The 15,292-nt window shown below is 56.7% G+C and carries 14 protein-coding genes; 5 read left to right on the top strand and 9 right to left on the bottom strand.

Going from position 1 to position 15,292, the window contains the following annotated elements; genetic code table 11:
• Positions 1–9: 9 nt before the first annotated feature.
• From MTX21_RS35220 to MTX21_RS35190, 7 genes are all read right to left on the bottom strand, one after another.
• Positions 10–948 carry a transporter gene (locus MTX21_RS35220; protein WP_280969063.1) on the bottom strand — a complete coding sequence of 313 codons (939 nt, stop codon included), beginning with the start codon at positions 946–948 and terminating at the stop codon, positions 10–12.
• A 748-nt stretch (positions 949–1,696) separates the two neighbouring features.
• Positions 1,697–2,200 carry a MarR family transcriptional regulator gene (locus tag MTX21_RS35215; protein WP_280969062.1) on the bottom strand — a complete coding sequence of 168 codons (504 nt, stop codon included), beginning with the start codon at positions 2,198–2,200 and terminating at the stop codon, positions 1,697–1,699.
• Between the two features lie 160 nt (positions 2,201–2,360).
• Complete coding sequence (locus MTX21_RS35210) at positions 2,361–2,759, bottom strand: hypothetical protein (RefSeq protein ID WP_280969061.1); 399 nt, start codon at positions 2,757–2,759, stop codon at positions 2,361–2,363.
• 244 nt (positions 2,760–3,003) lie between these two features.
• The gene (locus tag MTX21_RS35205; protein ID WP_280969060.1) at positions 3,004–3,351 is read right to left on the bottom strand and encodes a hypothetical protein; all 348 of its coding nucleotides are present in this window, start codon (positions 3,349–3,351) and stop codon (positions 3,004–3,006) included.
• Positions 3,352–4,157: 806 nt separating this feature from the next.
• The gene (locus MTX21_RS35200) at positions 4,158–4,469 is read right to left on the bottom strand and encodes a hypothetical protein (RefSeq protein ID WP_280969059.1); all 312 of its coding nucleotides are present in this window, start codon (positions 4,467–4,469) and stop codon (positions 4,158–4,160) included.
• Positions 4,470–4,513: 44 nt separating this feature from the next.
• Positions 4,514–5,680, bottom strand: coding sequence for a Rieske 2Fe-2S domain-containing protein (locus tag MTX21_RS35195; RefSeq protein ID WP_280969058.1), 1,167 nt, complete (start codon positions 5,678–5,680; stop codon positions 4,514–4,516).
• A 178-nt stretch (positions 5,681–5,858) separates the two neighbouring features.
• The gene (locus tag MTX21_RS35190) at positions 5,859–6,833 is read right to left on the bottom strand and encodes a LysR family transcriptional regulator (protein WP_280969057.1); all 975 of its coding nucleotides are present in this window, start codon (positions 6,831–6,833) and stop codon (positions 5,859–5,861) included.
• 267 nt (positions 6,834–7,100) lie between these two features.
• On the opposite strand from MTX21_RS35190, the gene MTX21_RS35185 reads away from it, so the two are divergent.
• From MTX21_RS35185 to MTX21_RS35175, 3 genes are all read left to right on the top strand, one after another.
• The gene (locus tag MTX21_RS35185; RefSeq protein WP_280969056.1) at positions 7,101–8,456 is read left to right on the top strand and encodes an MFS transporter; all 1,356 of its coding nucleotides are present in this window, start codon (positions 7,101–7,103) and stop codon (positions 8,454–8,456) included.
• Positions 8,457–8,498: 42 nt separating this feature from the next.
• Entirely contained in the window at positions 8,499–9,467 is a 969-nt protein-coding gene (locus MTX21_RS35180; protein ID WP_280969055.1) for a PDR/VanB family oxidoreductase, read from the top strand.
• Between the two features lie 233 nt (positions 9,468–9,700).
• Positions 9,701–10,045, top strand: coding sequence for a VOC family protein (locus MTX21_RS35175; protein WP_280969054.1), 345 nt, complete (start codon positions 9,701–9,703; stop codon positions 10,043–10,045).
• A 320-nt stretch (positions 10,046–10,365) separates the two neighbouring features.
• Here MTX21_RS35175 and MTX21_RS35170 read toward each other — a convergent pair whose 3' ends face one another.
• Positions 10,366–11,877: an aldehyde dehydrogenase family protein gene (locus MTX21_RS35170; RefSeq protein WP_280969053.1), complete on the bottom strand. Its 1,512-nt coding sequence runs from the start codon at positions 11,875–11,877 to the stop codon at positions 10,366–10,368.
• A 41-nt stretch (positions 11,878–11,918) separates the two neighbouring features.
• Positions 11,919–12,581: a GntR family transcriptional regulator gene (locus tag MTX21_RS35165; protein ID WP_280969052.1), complete on the bottom strand. Its 663-nt coding sequence runs from the start codon at positions 12,579–12,581 to the stop codon at positions 11,919–11,921.
• A 97-nt stretch (positions 12,582–12,678) separates the two neighbouring features.
• Between MTX21_RS35165 and MTX21_RS35160 the strand changes: the two genes are divergently transcribed.
• Both MTX21_RS35160 and MTX21_RS35155 read left to right on the top strand, forming a co-directional pair.
• Positions 12,679–13,464: an enoyl-CoA hydratase/isomerase family protein gene (locus tag MTX21_RS35160; RefSeq protein WP_280969051.1), complete on the top strand. Its 786-nt coding sequence runs from the start codon at positions 12,679–12,681 to the stop codon at positions 13,462–13,464.
• Positions 13,465–13,553: 89 nt separating this feature from the next.
• The gene (locus tag MTX21_RS35155) at positions 13,554–15,062 is read left to right on the top strand and encodes a malonyl-CoA synthase (protein ID WP_280969050.1); all 1,509 of its coding nucleotides are present in this window, start codon (positions 13,554–13,556) and stop codon (positions 15,060–15,062) included.
• Positions 15,063–15,292 lie beyond the last annotated feature (230 nt).

Genomic DNA, 15,292 nt, shown 5'->3' with positions numbered 1-15,292 from the left:
ACTCGGAGATCATTTATGGATCAAAGGTCTCTTAGGTACGGGCGCTTCGTCTGGACCCCAAAGCCGAAAGCTGAGGGTTGCGAGCGCAGTGAATCCCTTCGCAATGCCAGATACGTCCACAGGGCCACCGGCAGTTGCTCCCGACGCGCGGGCGGAGACCTCTTGTGTCGCCCACACGCTAAAATTTGCGGGTCCGAAATTGTAGCCTACAAGGCCGCCGACCGACCATATGTCGTATCTGTTCGCGTTTTGAATCAAGTTGCCGTAGTAGGCGCTGGACTTGTCATTGCTGACTTGCCCGACATAGTAACCTACGGGTCCGAAGGTCCAGTTGCCTATGGTCTTGGTGGCCGTAAAGTCCGCGTGCAGGATGTTGCCCGTCCTATAACCAGTGATCCTATTTGCGGTATTGAATTCTCCGTAGATGGCTGCGGACAGGTTCCAACCATCCTTCAAATACGATACGATCGCTTCCGGCTGGAACGTCCAATACGGCTTTCCGATGTTTCCTGTGCCTCCAGGACCGGTAATTGTCCCATCAGGCACAAACATCCCGAGACCGGTCTTAACTTGAAAGCCAGTATCCGCGATCTTCCAGCTTAGTTCCGCCGGGACTATATATGTGTTGTACATCCCGGAAGCCTGTGCATTCAACGGACTGCCTGCGCTTTGCGTAACGAACGGCACTACTACAACCGCATCGTACGTAGCTCCCAGAACCGTCCATCCTGGCACGAACAGGAATCCCTGAACGTCGACCGCCGCCTGGAAGCCGGTTTTGTTTCCAATCACCCCGGTCACAGGTCCAACGATATTAGATTGGTATGTGAAAAATTGGTTGAACATGTAGATTCCTTCCGGAGGAACCCCTGCGCTTGCTCCAATAAAAATTCCACTCTTTTGTTGGCTGGGCGACGCTTCGTATCCGTTCGCGGCGCTCAAGCTCATCGAGATACTCGCAACTACAATCAGGGCCTTCCTAACTCTCATTTCCAGTCCCCCTTGTTAAGACTTCCAACCAGTACAGAGCTTAGCGCTCGAACCGCGCTCACTCGCTTGCTGGCGTCGTCGACGCGACATCGTCTGAAAGAGAGGTCGGGCCCGCGCCGCTACCTTCATGACTTCAGCTAAATGAAAGGACAACTTTGAAACGACCGCCGCGTTGTGATTTCGGCAGCGCGTGGCAACTAGGCATGTCTTATAGTTAGCTAACGCACTAAGAACGTTGGCTCGCACCGGTTGTTGAGAGGAATCGTTCGGCTACTGTGAGTACTGTGTCGAACCCGGTCCCTAGAGGAGTATGCACGCTGGGTTCGAGGCACTCGCTGATCGATCTTTCCCCAGCGACCGGACACGTCGATCGGGGGCGCTAGTGCCATGGCAGCGATACCGACACTAGCTTCACCGAATTGCCGCGGCCGGCTGCGAAGCCAGGGCGCGCTGAGAAAAACACGCTTACCTTCTAGCCATTGTCTCGGAGAGCGCACTCTGTCGAGGTAGCAGCAAGGGAGACAATCAGCGACCGCAACAAGCAACACGAGTGGCGTTGGCCGAAGGACTGGCCCACGTTCGCACACCCGACGATATTCCAGACGATAATCCGGGTAGCCAATCCTGCTGCCATGGGAGCATACTTTGCTATGCTGTCATGCATCAACCTGTCGTGTCAGCTCCCGCTTACTTCAACAAGCGCCACCTATTGCCGATCCCTCCGATCGCAATCACGTCTGTCAGTGACAGGCTCCTCGGCCTTCGTTTTTGCACACAAAGCCAACAAATTTTGCTTGATCGCCAGGAGCGCGCGCGAGGTGGCTTCCAGCTCTTCTTCATGTACGTCTCTCAGTACCGCGCCATCGAAAGTCTCAGCATTCTTTCGAATCCCCTCCAACAATTGCAGTGCCTGTTTAGTCAAATAGACCCGGTTAACCCGGCGATCGGCCGGATCGATTTGTCGAATGACAAAGCCTGCCGCCTCAAGACGATCAATCAATGTTCCAAGGGCGACCTTTCCCAGATCGAGACCGTTGGCGAGTCGGGTCTGCGGCAAGCCATCGTTGCGCGCTATAAATTCAAGCACCCACCATTGCGAGCGCGTAATTCCAAGAGGTGCCAGGGCCCGGTCGAACATAAGCCGTCGCAGCCGGGAGACATCATGGATGAGGCTTCCGAGGCGGAAATCAAACTCCGATTGATCGACCATGGAGGAGCAGGATGGCCTGGAACGGCAATGACAGGATGTGCTACGAGCTTGCATTTCGGCCGACACCGCGGGCGTGAGGACCAATGATTTCGGTGAGATGTTCGGCGACTGCTGTGCGGTATCGAGTTTTCGTCATGAGCAATCGCGTTGCAGAGTTGTTCTAGTCGCCCGCCGGGTAGTATCGCAGCGATCGACCGATGATGTCGGCGGTTCGGCGGAACAATGTCCAAACACCTCGAGCCCGTCCGAATCGTTCGACGTTGCTTCCTTTGGTCGCGCAGCACCCTTCGTCGGGATGGAATAGCTTCTTTACAGAATCGTGCGGAACCAAAACGGGCTGTCGGGGTCGGTCGGCGTGCCAAACATTGACCAGAGCAGTTGCAAGCGGCTCGTTGAGGATCGTCACGCGCGGGTCGATGAACATCGGTTTGCCCTGGAGCCCGACCGGGAGCTCAGTACCACGCAGCATTCGCTTGTGCTCACCGAGATGAGGTGATTCCTGCACCTTCGTCTCGGTCGTTCCCTCACGCGAGGCGTGGTTGACCCTATCGATCGGCATGGAGACACCGCGCACGTCTGACGGCTGGACACACTTCTGGCGCGTGGCAGTACATTTCTGTATGGCGATGGTCACACGCGAGTGCTTGCCGAGGCGCCGCTGAATTCAACGTGAGATCAATGAATCGCACACCAGCATGCGCCAGAGCTGCGTACTCCGCCCGGCACTCAGCGAATTGTGCGTGCCGCTTAAGCAATGGTGGCTTCTTCGGCATCGGCGCTCAAGCTCTCCAAGTACTCCGGCCCTAAGTTGCGTTCTCGCTGTACGATGCGCCGTGCCTCCCAACCTTGGGCAGGCCCGTCTTGTGCCACGCCTCAGGCGTGACGAACGCAACGCGCCACTTCGGCGGCTCTTTGCAAAATCTGTTCGTGTACTCGTCGAGCGAGAGCACGCACCAATGACCGTCGCGGTAAGTCTTGTCACTTGGCGTGTCTTGTTCGAGCGCAACGCCCACGCCGATGCAAATCACACCCTGCTTCATGAAGCCGTTACACGATGCGCAAACGGCGCGATCATTGCGCCGCGCGGTCGCACTTCGAGGCTTCTCGCAGTACCAGCAGGTCTTGGCCTCTGCCTTGGCAACCCTAATCACGCTCGCTCTCCAACTTCGCGGTAAAGCAGCCCGATCGGTCCATCGGCCAGAACGTTCAAAGGTTCCTCTCCCTGTCGCGGGACCGCTCCATATAGTCCACGGCCATTTTTGGGAGAGAATAGACAACGAGCGCACCGTTCATCCTGCACGAAATATGTAAATTTCTGCACGAAATTGAAAAAACAGAGCAGCGGGGAGATCGATACGCCAGGAGGGCCCGGGAGCGACGCCGATAAAGCGCAGGCGCGAATGGAGACCTCCGCAAGACTGCGGGTCTCGTCCGCCAGCACATTGAAGGGAGCGACGAATACCAGGCACGTGCTGCGTCACTAGAATATGATTCATCGACTTGATTGTGAAGGCGGCCTTCTGGGACGTAGCGAGAGCTTGAATTCACGGCCACTGCTATGCGCACGATCTATTGCGAGCACGTGAATGACTCTAGATCATGGACGGATCGCAATTTCGTTGAGACTCGGACCCGAGGCGGGTCGCCTCCTTGGGCAGGCCTCAATCCCGCCGGCGCCTTCAGTGAGTTCTTCTTTGCTTCGAAAGCCCTTCTCTCGCTTCGGAGCCACTCGGACTTGGCGCATTTTTCACAGAGTCATTCCATCGAAATGCGTCACTTGAGGCCCAACGTGCTTTTGTCGTGCAACTCCGTGTCGCTCGAGATCGGCTTAGGAATGGAACGCCAAGAAACGAAGCGCCCGTCGTAAGAGCGCTCCGCATAATCGTCTGCGAATGGGCAGCGGCGTCCTTCAGGTGGGCACGTGCGCGTATCGCACCTGAAATGACGCCGAACTTTCTCAGTCCAGCACGGTTACTTTTCCGCCCGGATTTTCGGTGACTGCAAAGGTTGTGAAATATTCGATCTCCGGATACATGCCGTAACGTTCGAGGATCCCGTCGAGCCATGGGCCTTGGTAGAATGCCTTGGCGTCGGCGAGCGTCTCCCACTGGTAGACGCCGCCCGCGGTTCCGGTCTCGCTCCAGATGAACTGCTTGCGTATCAGTCCCTTCGCCTCCCCGAAACTCTTGGAAATCTTCTTGAAGTGCGCTTTGCAATCCTCGCGCCCAATGTGCGAGGGTAATCGGTAACGCACGATTGCTGTAATCATCATCTGCTCCGTTGTATCGTCGCGAGTGATTTGGTTGCCGCGCCTCAGAAACCAAGCTCCGGCGGTTCGCCCGAATACTCGTAGGCTTTAATCGGCCTACCTTGGGAGATCGCTTCCAGCTCGCGATCGAACAGACGCCGCATCCGAACGATGCAGACATCCGTGCGGCCGAGATGTTCAAGGCTACGATCCGCGATTGCTCCCTGGCCACCCTGGGCCACCGCGTCCTCGATCAATAGGAAGCGCGGATGATCGCGGAAATCCTCGAGAACCGCCCTGCCGTCAAGAATATCGTGGGCGATGTCCGATATCTTACGCGCCGATTTAATCCGCTCATCGTTAGCAGCACGCGCCTCTTCGAACGCAGCACGATCTTCTTCGGGTATGCGCACAAACTGCGTCATGAACAATATGTGGTTCTCGTCGTCCGTCGGCACGAGCGTCAGATAAGAGTCACGCCAACCGCCGAATGTCAGACCACTGAACGGTGGAATGATGATTCGCATCGTATTTGGAAATAGATATAGCGTCGAGCGGCGCTTGCCGTTGCCTACGCTGCTATATCGCACCATGCCAAATGGCATTTCTTCCGCGGATGTTTCTGGCACCTTGATCTCATCACGGCCAAGCATTTGATGCGAACCACTCGGACTGTGCACGAACGACAGATGCGCTTCGTCCGCTTGATTTTCGTAAGTCTGAAACCAATTACAGGGAAACTCTTCCACTATGTTGTCGATCACTCCCTCGCCTTCAAATTCTGGAAATGGCGGGAACGCTGGCGGTTCGCCGTCGCCAAAGTAGGCGTAAATCAACCCCATGTGCTCTCGTGTCGGGTAAGCGGCAACACGCACTCCCGATGCCGCCCCTGAAGGCGACTCCCCTGGTCGCTCCACGCATGCTCCGCTGCCGTCGAATGTCCAGCCATGATAGAAACAACGTATGCAATCACCACGCACCCAACCCGTCGACAATTGTGTGTTGCGATGCGCACAACGGTGGTCGACTACGAAAGCCCGACCGGACTCACCGCGATACAGAGTGAACTTTTCACCCATGATCAATATCGGTCGCGCCGTTCCGCGCGCCAGGCTCTTCGACATGTAAACGGGCTGCCAGAATTTGCGCAAGAAACGTCCACCGACCGTATCGGGTCCCGCGAGCGCGTAATCCATGCCCTTGCTTTTGAGCTGTGTCGTTCGTCCATCCATCGCCGTCCTCCTATTGCTGATCATATCCTCGCTATCAAGCGGGATCGATCGTGCCGCTGCTCGCAAAGTTATAGGAACCAGCACTGGCGTCGAATAGATCGAAATCGCTGCGATTTACGCAATGACTTATATTGTAACGGATATGAATTTGATTTCTCAGGAGAGGCGGAGTGCAAGCCTATTTACTTGTCGCGGGCCTCTTGCGCTTTTGAGCGCCCGGTCCCGGCGTTGGGTTCTGAGCCGTCGCCGTCTTCAGGCAATTTATGAAGAGGTTTTCGGCGCTCCCGCTTTTATTCGAGCGCAGTCTTGCTACACAGACGGCCCATGGCGACAATTCGTCTGCCACCGGAAGACAGCGCACCATATTAGTTTCGCGATCGAGCCACCGGGCCAGCGCTGTGGGAAGCGCTGTTAGCATTCCCGCATCACGTACCAACGAAAGGACATAATGCAATTCGAGTGCTTCGACGAAAACCGGATTGCGGCTTTGCGAATGCATTAGCAAGTTGCGCTCGACCGCCCGCCGCGTGGATGTCTCAATCGGCATCAGAACCCAACGTTCTCGCGCAAGGTCAGCCCAGTCGAGCATTCGTCGACGCGTGAATGGATGACCCGGCGCCGCCACCACAACCACCTGCTCATTGTAGAGCACCTCGACCAACAGTTCCTCGTTACCAAATTGCCTTACGTCAAAATGGGTGACGATCAGATCGCATTTGCCGCTCGTCAGGTCCGCAATCAGCCCGTCGGCGAAGTTGCTGCGGATTCGGATTGTCAATTTTGGCGCCTGCTCTGTCGCGAGCTTGATCGCCTCCACGAGAGCCGTTGGCGAGAATGCACCCATCATTCCGACCGTCAGGGTACCGCCGACTCCCCGTGATAAAGCATCGAAATCCGATTCAGCGCGATCGAACTGCGCCATGATCTGCTGTGCGTGCCAGATTAGGGACTGCCCGACCGCTGTCGGCGTGATACGCCTGGTAGTGCGCTCGAACAACCTTGCGCCGAGGAGCTCTTCGATCTCGGTCAGACCACGAGAGATCGCCGACTGCGATGTATGTAGAGCATTTGCGCTACGGCTTACGCTCAACTCGCGCCCGACCGCCTCTATCAGCCGCAGATGCCGCACCGTCAACTTTTGTTTGAACTTCACGAGGGCCTCCTCTCACTCGGCAACACAGAACTTTAGCACGATGGCCAGACCTTACTATCCATATCGCGTTTGATATAAATCCTTGCGAGAATCTCAAAGTCACGGGCGTTCCCCTCTGGGCGACGGCTCTATAAGTTTCATGCTTGCCGAAGAGTCGCGGCAGCGCATGCGCTGCCAAGCGATATGCGCAGCGGCTGTTCAACTCGACACAATGTGTGGACGCACACGAGAATAGAAACGCAACACCAGACCTTCGGGGGTACGGCCATGGCGACTGCGGAAGTTGTCAACGTCTCGGCATTGATCGACCGAAAAGTGAGCGGCTATCAATGGTGGTTGTTCGCGATCTGCTTCCTGATTTCGCTGATCGACGGCCTCGACTCGCAGATCATGAGCGTGACAGGCCCGATGATCGCTCGCGGATTGAAGCTGTCGCCCGGCGCGTTAGGGCCACTTCTATCGGCATCGCAATGGGGGGCGCTGATCGGCGCTTTTGGGATCGGCTTCTTTTCCGATCGCTGGGGACGCCGGCGGATGTTGCTCGTTTGCGGCCTTCTGTTCAGTACGGCAACGCTCGCGACGGCGTGGGCGGAGAGCTTCAGCACTCTATTAACATTGCGCATCGTTACTGGCCTCGGCATCGGCGGTGCGGTGCCCTGCTATCTTGCACTGGCCGCTGAATACGCGCCCGAGCGCAATCGAGCGGGCGTCGTTGCTGTCGTCCTTGGCGCCGTTCCCTGCGGCGGCATTCTCGCTGGCCTGCTCGGTGCTGGGTTGCTCAGTAGTTTCGATTGGCAGACGGTCTACAAGGTCTGCGGCGCGCTCTCGCTTCTTATCAGTCTTTTGCTATATGCCTCGTTGCCGGAATCCCTTAGCTTCATGATTACTCGCGGTTTCGATGTCGACAAGATCCGTGCTGTTCTGCAGAAGCTCGCGCCGAACCGAGGCTATGAAGCGACAACTCGATTCGTGATCAACGAGGAGATTAAGCGTGACGCCCCGGTCCGGCATCTTTTTACGGAACGGCGCGCCCCGATGACAGGCCTGCTGTGGATTGCCTTCTTCATCAATTATCTTGTGCTAGTCGGAACTCTGGTGTGGACGCCCATGCTACTGAAGCAAGCTGGCATGTCGATCGCCGAGGGATCGCTTGCGCTGACATTCAACAATATCGGCGGCATCATCGGCATTGTCGTCGCCGGACAATTGTTCGATCGATTTCGCTCGTCGCTATTTTGGCTGCTGTCCGGAATGTTCCTGGGCGGAGCGCTGGCGACCGCGCTCATCGGCTATTCGGTACCGAGCTTCATCGAGGTCTGCATCATGTCGACGCTTGCCGGCCTGCTGATCCCGGCCGGGTTGAGCGGTCTTTACGGCGTATCGGCCCTTATCTATCCGACGTTCATGCGGTCCACAGGCATCGGTTGGAGTTCAGGTTTCGGCCGCGTCGGAAGCTCCATGGGCCCAGTGCTGGTCGGTTTGATGTTCGCCGCCGGCTGGTCCACGCCTCTAACGACACTCTCGCTGGGCCTGATCGCACTCGCCAATGTGGTTTGTGTATGGCTGATGAGCATTCTAATTAAGCGGCGGTCCGCCGCGGCAGCGGCCTCCCCAGCGGAGTAAAGCAACCTCGGTCATGGTCTAATAAGCTTAGGATCGACAGTCGTGACGGTAGCCGCGAATCCCATCGAAACCGTGATTGCTGAAGTCCGTCCGGAAGCGACCGACATTCTCTCCTTCGAACTTCGGCCGCGAGCGGGTACAATCTTGCCACCGTTCACGGCGGGTGCGCATGTGGAAGTTTATCTTCCCGATCTGCAGATCCGCAGCTATTCGCTGTTAAACGACCAGAATGAGCGCGACCGCTACGTCATCGCCGTACGCCGCGATGCAAACGGTCGAGGCGGTTCGCGCTATATGCACGATCGCCTGGGAAAGGGCGACGCGCTCACGATCAGCGCGCCGCGGAACCATTTTCCCTTGGTGGAAGACGCACATCATACTGTGTTCATCGTTGGCGGGATCGGAGTCACACCGATCCTGTCAATGGTCCGGCGGCTGGAACAGATCGGCCGATCCTGGGAGATGCACTTCGGCGCGCGCAGCCCGGCTCACGCAGCCTTCTACGACTATCTAAGAGCGTTCAACTCGACAACGTCCAGCCGCGTCCGCTTTTATTTTGATGGAGGCGTCCGCGACGACATGCTTGATGTCGGCTCGCTGATCGCGCCGCTCCCTTCAGATACGCATCTCTATTGTTGCGGACCCTTAGGCATGATGGACGTGTTCCGCGGCGCGACCGCCGCGCGGCCGGCAAAAACCGTGCATTTCGAATACTTCGCTGGCGCCGCGGTCGGCGAGCCTTCCGGCGGCTTCGACGTCGAATTAGCGCAGTCTGGCAAGACGCTTACCGTGAGACCCGGGAAGACGATCCTTGAGGCCATGATCGAGGCCGGTTTGGACGCGCCCTATTCCTGCCGTGAGGGAGTTTGCGGCAGTTGCGAGACTCGTGTCCTGGCCGGCATACCCGACCATCGCGATCTTGTGCTAACCGCGTCCGAACGCGCACGCGGAGAAACCATGATGATATGCTGCTCGGGCAGTCTCAGCTCGAAGCTGGTTATCGATCTGTGATGTGCGAGTACAAACGCCTTTCGCGTTTTGTGCTATGTGTAGGGACGGCATCTTCATCCCATCGATTAAGACCGCGTCGATACGATGACGTGGCCACAATGTGCTCGCCTACAAGAACATCGCCGGTCCTGACGAGTTCAAGCCCATGCGATTCCAAGCTTTGATGGTGCGACGCTCGGTAGGAGAATGACACGCCCGCCGAGCTCGCGGCATCGCAAACAAGGATGCATCTGATGAATACCATTCGCATTTTTGTGCCGATAGACAGGATGGATGCCACGGCATGGTTCTATTCCGACGGCCTCGGCCTCAGAGAAGTTGAACGGGCTGGAGATAAGCGAGTTTTTCTTTCGGGCGAGGGGCAACTAGTTGAACTAGTCTCTCTTCTGGCCCCCCTTCTGGAATCGCGGACATATGTCAGGTTTCATGTTCACGGACTTGATGAATGCCTCAGGTATCTCGTATCGCAGGGTCATCTATCGCGCGAGAGCCTGGCAGAACCATGGTCTCATAGGCGGCAAATTGAAGTCAGCGACCCGGCCGGTAATATAATCACGCTGTTGGATGCTGCCGGCTAGTCTCCGAGGACCCCGGCATGTTCCGGGTCAGCAGTGAGGCCCAAGGACTATCGGTTTACAAGCCTGGCATTTCCCGCAATGCGCACTCGACACACGTCGTCGAAACGACGACGTAACCGTTGATCCAGGTATTCACCACACGCTTAAGCCACGCGTTGAAGCGATCGTGAACCGTGGTGAGCAGGCTCCCCCTCTGGAGAGACCGTCAGCTTGGACTGCCAACTAGGAGGGACTTACTTTGCCACCAAGACCGAGCGGACTTTCCACCGAGAGGCTGTCTATAGAACTCCGCGAAGTGATAGCCAATTCCAACGGCGAACTCAGCGGGTGAGATTCACCGTTATGTTCTTCGTCTGTGTGAAACTGTCGAGCATCGCCGCGAGCGAAAACTCGCGGCCCAAGCCGCTCTGTTTGTAGCCGCCATAGGAATGACCTGGAAGCTGTCCGCCTCCTTGGTTGATCTGTACCCAGCCCGCTTCGATGTCTCTCGCGGCTCTTAGCGCCTTGCCGATATCGTGGGTCCACACATAGGCGGCAAGCCCGTAATGCGTGTCGTTGGCCATCTTGATGACCTCTTGTTCGTCTCTCCACGGGATCGCGACCAGTACAGGTCCAAAGATTTCCTCGCGCGCCAAGCGCCATGCATTGGTGCCTTGGCCAAAAATGGTCGGCCTTAAGAAATAGCCTCGGGGTAGCGACGTGTCATTCTCAGGCAGTCCTCCGCACAAGAGCTGGGATCCGCTCTGCTTCAATCCATCTTCGATGTAGTTGCAAACTCGGGCGAATTGCCGCTCGTTGATGATCGCGCCTATATCAGTCTCCTCGGCCAGGGGATCGCCGACACGGAGTTTGGAAGACGCTTCGACGAGTCGCTCCAGAACGCTGTCGTAGATATCCCGGTGCAGGAATAAGCGGGAGCCAGCAGTGCAAGATTGGCTTTGTCGACTGAAGCGCATCGCGGCAATAATGCCTTCGACAACCCATTCGTCCGTAGCGTCCGGAAAGACGATCGAGGGGCTCTTTCCACCTAGTTCGAGCGAGACCGGCAAGATGCGCTTGGCTGCGGCTTCCATGACCAATTTGCCGACCGCCGTTGACCCGGTGAATGAAAGCTTGGCGACCAGCGGATGGTTGAGCAGCGGCGCTCCGCATTCCTGCCCGGTCCCGCTTAGCACGTTCAGCGTTCCCGGAGGAAGAAATTGAGAACAGATTTCTGCAAGGGCCATCACAGCAAGCGGGGCATCTTCGGCCGTCTTCATGACCATGGTGTTTCCGGCGCAGAGCGCTGGAGCAATCTTAACCGCCGCCAAAAGGAATGGTGCGTTCCAGGGAATCACGGCGGCCACAACGCCCAACGGTTCGCGCTGGGTAAAGCTGAGAAGATCATGGCTAAGAGGTAGGGTTTCGCCTTTAAGTTCGGACGCAAGCCCTCCAAAATAGCGAAAGATCCCAGCCGAGCTTTTCACTTCCGGCCGGGCCTGCGTTCTGAGGGCGTTTCCCGTCTCTTCGGCGATCTGTCGAGCAAGTCTTTCCTGGTCGGATTCGATCTTATCGGCGATGGCAAGAAGGAGACGACCGCGTTCGGCCGCCGATGTTCTTCGCCAAGAATCGAAGGCGGCAAGCGCCTTCGCGACCGCTAGATCGACATCCTCGACCCCTCCGCGCGGAACAGTCGCGATGATCTGCCGCCGACCTGGATTCTCGACCGTGAGCACCTCCCCCGTGCGCGCCGGGAGCCACTCGCCACCGATAAGCATGAGTTGTCGTCGGATCTTCTTGTCGTCAAGCGAACTGTTCAAATTTTCCTCCGTTACGATCTGCCCGTCGCCCATCGAATTCAATGCCGCGGCAACTCAAGGAGCTCCCCTCCGCATCAGGAATATCGCACCATCTCGATGACCAAATCGGCGAATACTCGTCCACCGATGCTGATGTGATCACGCATCACCCGAGCTGCGGTCTCGCCGTCCCCCTTCATAATTGCGCTTACGATGTCACTATGGTCCTTGAAGGACTGGAGAATCCGTCCCGGTCTTTGGAAGGGATATCTGCGGTAGACGCGCAGTCGCCCTCGAATATCCTTGACGCTGGCTTCCAGGTAGTGATTACCGGATCCCCGATATATCAGCTCGTGAAATTCCTTGTTCAGAGCGTCGTACTGACCAAAGTCTTCGTTCCGAACGAACTCTTCGCTACGATCATGTATCTTGCTTAGCTCATCACGATCGTCCGCCGACATGCGAGAGGCGGCAAGCTTGGCCGCCACGCTTTCGAGCTCGGTCATGACCTCAAACATCGAGATCACTTGGTCGACACTCAAGAGCGTCACGACGGCTCCACGACGCTGCCGCAGTTCCACCAGGCCTGCCGACGAAAGCTGAATGAGGGCCTCGCGGACGGGCGTCTTGGAAACGCCAAAGCGCTCAGACAGCGGCTGCTCCTCCAGACGCGCCCCCGGCAAGAGCGCTCCGGATTCGATCTCGCCACGTATCCACGTCCTGATCTCGTCGGTCCGATACTGCTTCTTAGCCTGCAATCCGCGCCCCTGGTCTTCGCCGTGGTGGCCACTTCGTGGAGTATTTACATATTTTTTTTCGTTTGACAAAGATATTATACCCATGAAATAAAATATCATGAGCGAACAAAGGGCGCATGGCCCGGCCGGTCACCCAACACTGCAGATCGAGGACGCGGTCGCGCGCATCCGCCTGAATCGCCCCGATCAGCACAATCGTTTCGAGCCAGCGGACATCGAGACAATGGCGGTGATGTTGCGCGAGTTGTCCGCTCGAAGAGCCGTTCGGGTCGTAGTGATCACCGCGCGTGGACCTAGTTTCAGTTCCGGATTTGATCTGCAAACGCTGTCGAGCGACCGTGCTCGCGAATCCACGGCAGCTTTCGCATCGCTCTGCGATACGCTCGAAGCGCTCCCCATCCCAACGATCTGCGGCCTCAATGGCAATGTCTACGGTGGCGCTACCGACTTTGCGCTGGCGTGTGACATTCGAATTGCAGTGGAAGGAGCATGTCTCACTATGTCCCCTGCGCGACTGGGTATCGAGTACTACCATTCAGGCTTGAGGCGATATGTAGAGCGGCTCGGACTATCCGAGGCGACACGCCTTTTCCTAACGGGCGATCAAATCAACAGCGCCGAAATGCTTCGGATCGGCTTCCTCAACGAAATCACCGCGGCCGATGCTCTTGAACCCCGTTTGAGCGCGATCGCGCTGATGCTTGCGCAAAGGTCTCCAGTCTCTTTGCGGGGACTAAAAGCGTCGCTGAACGCCATCGCGCGCGGCACAGGTGACGCGGGCGCCATCAATGTCAGATTCTTTGATAGTCTCACGTCGTCAAGCGCGCAGGAAGGACTACGGGCCTGGATAGAGCGCCGTCTACCGAGATTTGCCGACCCGTGAATCAAGGAAACGATGACCTGCCGAAACGAACACCATCTCGGTTCGAGTTGACGCGATTCGAAAGTTAATGAATCCAGTTTGGCGCGACCATGAACCTCTTTCATCTTATCCGCAAAAGCATTCCTGCCGTCGACAGCCCATTTATCGAAGACCTCGACAATCGATCTTTGACCTATGGGGATATGCTCACGCGGTCGGGACAGATGGCCAATGTTCTGACTGCGCGCGGCTTGAAGCCGGGAGATCGCGTCGCTGTTCAAGTCGACAAAAGCATCGACAATTTGATGCTCTACCTCGGTGCCCTTCGAGCCGGCGTGATCTATCTCCCATTGAACACCGCATATACGCCTACTGAACTCGACTATTTCGTCAGCGACGCAAAGCCTGCGCTCATCGTCTGCGACCCTAAGAGGCGCGATACCATCGTCGAGATGGCGCACCGCAACGGCATTTCTTGGGTCGAGACGTTGGACGCAAGAGGCAAGGGCACTCTTTCTGAAGCTGCTGCAGATCTCGGGCCCGACTTCGCTGATATTGAGCGTTCCAAAGGTGATCTTGCTGCCATCCTTTATACATCTGGGACAACCGGCCGATCAAAAGGGGCCATGCTCACTCACGGCAATCTGTCGTCGAATGCGCGGACCCTCAAGGAATATTGGCGTTTCACGAGCAAAGACGTTCTGATCCACGCATTGCCAATATTCCACACGCACGGCTTGTTTGTGGCTTGCAACACGCTGATGATGGCAGGCGGATCAATGATCTTCATGCAGAAGTTCGATGCGGACAGGATTATCGACCTTCTTCCGAGGGCCACCTCGATGATGGCCGTTCCAACCTTCTACACGCGGTTGCTCAACAATGCGGCTCTGACGAAGGAGGCTTGCTCCGGTTTTCGGCTTTTCACCTCTGGATCGGCCCCCCTGCTTTCGGAAACCCACCTTGAGTTCAAAAGACGAACTGGTCACGCCATACTCGAACGATACGGAATGACCGAAACCAACATAACTACATCGAATCCCTACGAAGGAGAGCGCATCGCCGGCACGGTCGGAGTTCCATTGCCGGACATAGATCTACGCATCGTCGATCCCGACAGCGGGCGTCAGCTGCCGCATGGAGAGGCGGGAATAATCGAAGTCCGCGGTCCATGCGTGTTTTCGGGGTACTGGGGCCTGCCAGAGAAGACCAAGGCCGAATTTCGTCCTGATGGTTTCTTTGTTACAGGCGATATCGGCCGCTTCGATGCGAAGGGCTATCTCACAATCGTTGGCCGAGCCAAAGATCTGATCATCAGCGGTGGCTTCAATGTCTATCCCGCAGAAGTCGAAGCAGAAATCGACGCTCTGGCAGGAGTCGTGGAATCTGCCGTAATTGGCTGTCCTCACCCCGATTTCGGTGAAAGCGTTACCGCGATTGTAATACGCCAATTGGATTGCACGTTGACCGAGGAAGACGTCCTGAATCATCTGCAAGGCCGCTTGGCAAAGTTCAAAGTGCCTAAGAAAGTGATCTTTGTGAGCGAGTTGCCGCGCAACACAATGGGTAAGGTTCAGAAGAATATCCTTCGCGAACAAAACAAGGATCTGTATCAGTGAGCATCTTACGATGGTCGTTCGGCTCGCCGATCCTCTCCAATCAAGGCGAGCTGCGGGGCGCGAACAGCTCGATTTGATCCGGAAAGACGAGCAGCTCTCTACTTATAGTCGGGTCCCTAGAACCCTGTGTTCGGCACGGCCAAACAATGGAAACGAAGGTTAGTCGGCCACATGCAGCGGGCCTGATATCTTGCTTTAAGGCAAAGGCCAGTCCGGGCTTAAGCTGGACA

The sequence above is a fragment of the Bradyrhizobium sp. ISRA430 genome, from assembly GCF_029909975.1.
GTDB lineage: Bacteria > Pseudomonadota > Alphaproteobacteria > Rhizobiales > Xanthobacteraceae > Bradyrhizobium.
This window is presented reverse-complemented; position numbering and strand designations above follow the sequence as displayed.

What these genes read in the sequence shown, in the direction of transcription:
- MTX21_RS35220 (WP_280969063.1), bottom strand. Translation starts at nt 948, where the DNA reads ATGAGCTTGAGCGCCGCGAACGGATACGAAGCGTCGCCCAGCCAACAA.
- MTX21_RS35195 (WP_280969058.1), bottom strand. Translation starts at nt 5,680, where the DNA reads ATGGATGGACGAACGACACAGCTCAAAAGCAAGGGCATGGATTACGCG.
- MTX21_RS35175 (WP_280969054.1), top strand. Translation starts at nt 9,701, where the DNA reads ATGAATACCATTCGCATTTTTGTGCCGATAGACAGGATGGATGCCACG.
- MTX21_RS35155 (WP_280969050.1), top strand. Translation starts at nt 13,554, where the DNA reads ATGAACCTCTTTCATCTTATCCGCAAAAGCATTCCTGCCGTCGACAGC.
- MTX21_RS35170 (WP_280969053.1), bottom strand. Translation starts at nt 11,877, where the DNA reads ATGGGCGACGGGCAGATCGTAACGGAGGAAAATTTGAACAGTTCGCTT.
- MTX21_RS35210 (WP_280969061.1), bottom strand. Translation starts at nt 2,759, where the DNA reads ATGCCGATCGATAGGGTCAACCACGCCTCGCGTGAGGGAACGACCGAG.
- MTX21_RS35185 (WP_280969056.1), top strand. Translation starts at nt 7,101, where the DNA reads ATGGCGACTGCGGAAGTTGTCAACGTCTCGGCATTGATCGACCGAAAA.
- MTX21_RS35200 (WP_280969059.1), bottom strand. Translation starts at nt 4,469, where the DNA reads ATGATTACAGCAATCGTGCGTTACCGATTACCCTCGCACATTGGGCGC.
- MTX21_RS35215 (WP_280969062.1), bottom strand. Translation starts at nt 2,200, where the DNA reads ATGGTCGATCAATCGGAGTTTGATTTCCGCCTCGGAAGCCTCATCCAT.
- MTX21_RS35160 (WP_280969051.1), top strand. Translation starts at nt 12,679, where the DNA reads ATGAGCGAACAAAGGGCGCATGGCCCGGCCGGTCACCCAACACTGCAG.